We start from the raw sequence: 1,084 nt of genomic DNA on the forward strand, positions 1-1,084 counted from the left end.
GCGATTAAGCGATAACTTTAGCAACAACACCAGCGCCTACAGTACGGCCGCCTTCACGGATTGCGAAACGCAGACCGTCGTCCATCGCGATTGGGTGAATCAGGGTTACAACCATGTTCACGTTGTCGCCTGGCATTACCATCTCTACGCCTTCTGGCAGTTCGATGGTACCGGTCACGTCAGTAGTACGGAAGTAGAACTGTGGACGGTAGCCTTTGAAGAATGGCGTGTGACGACCACCTTCATCTTTGCTCAGGATGTACACTTCAGATTCGAACTGGGTGTGCGGCTTGATGGAGCCTGGTTTAGCCAGTACCTGACCACGTTCGATTTCTTCACGTTTGATACCACGCAGCAGAACACCTACGTTCTCACCAGCACGGCCTTCGTCCAGCAGTTTGCGGAACATTTCAACGCCAGTACAGGTAGACTTAACGGTGTCTTTGATACCAACGATTTCAACTTCTTCGCCAACTTTGATGATACCGCGCTCAACACGACCGGTAACAACGGTACCACGACCGGAGATGGAGAATACGTCTTCGATTGGCAGCAGGAACGGCTTGTCGATAGCACGCTCTGGCTCTGGGATGTAGCTGTCCAGGGCTTCGGCCAGTTCGATGATTTTCGCTTCCCACTCAGCTTCGCCTTCCAGCGCTTTCAGCGCGGAACCGCGGATCACTGGCAGGTCGTCGCCTGGGAAGTCGTACGCGGACAGCAGTTCGCGAACTTCCATTTCTACCAGTTCCAGCAGCTCTTCATCATCAACCATGTCGCATTTGTTCATGAATACGATGATGAAAGGAACGCCAACCTGACGACCCAGCAGGATGTGCTCACGGGTCTGAGGCATTGGGCCGTCAGTCGCAGCAACTACCAGGATCGCGCCGTCCATCTGAGCAGCACCGGTGATCATGTTTTTCACGTAGTCGGCGTGCCCTGGGCAGTCAACGTGCGCGTAGTGACGAGTCGGGGTGTCATACTCAACGTGAGAGGTGTTGATGGTGATACCACGAGCTTTTTCTTCTGGCGCGTTATCGATCTGGTCGAAAGCACGTGCAGAACCGCCGTAGGTTTTAGCCAG

The 1,084-nt window shown here is 53.9% G+C and carries 1 protein-coding gene; it reads right to left on the reverse strand.

What is annotated here, in order from left to right; translation table 11 throughout:
- Nucleotides 1–4: 4 nt before the first annotated feature.
- On the reverse strand, nucleotides 5–1,084 hold a 1,080-nt coding region (gene tuf / locus ACJ8PE_RS25010; RefSeq protein ID WP_060417749.1), incomplete at its 5' end, for an elongation factor Tu.

Source organism: Serratia sp. CY74737 (assembly GCF_052166775.1).
Taxonomy (GTDB): domain Bacteria; phylum Pseudomonadota; class Gammaproteobacteria; order Enterobacterales; family Enterobacteriaceae; genus Serratia; species Serratia ureilytica.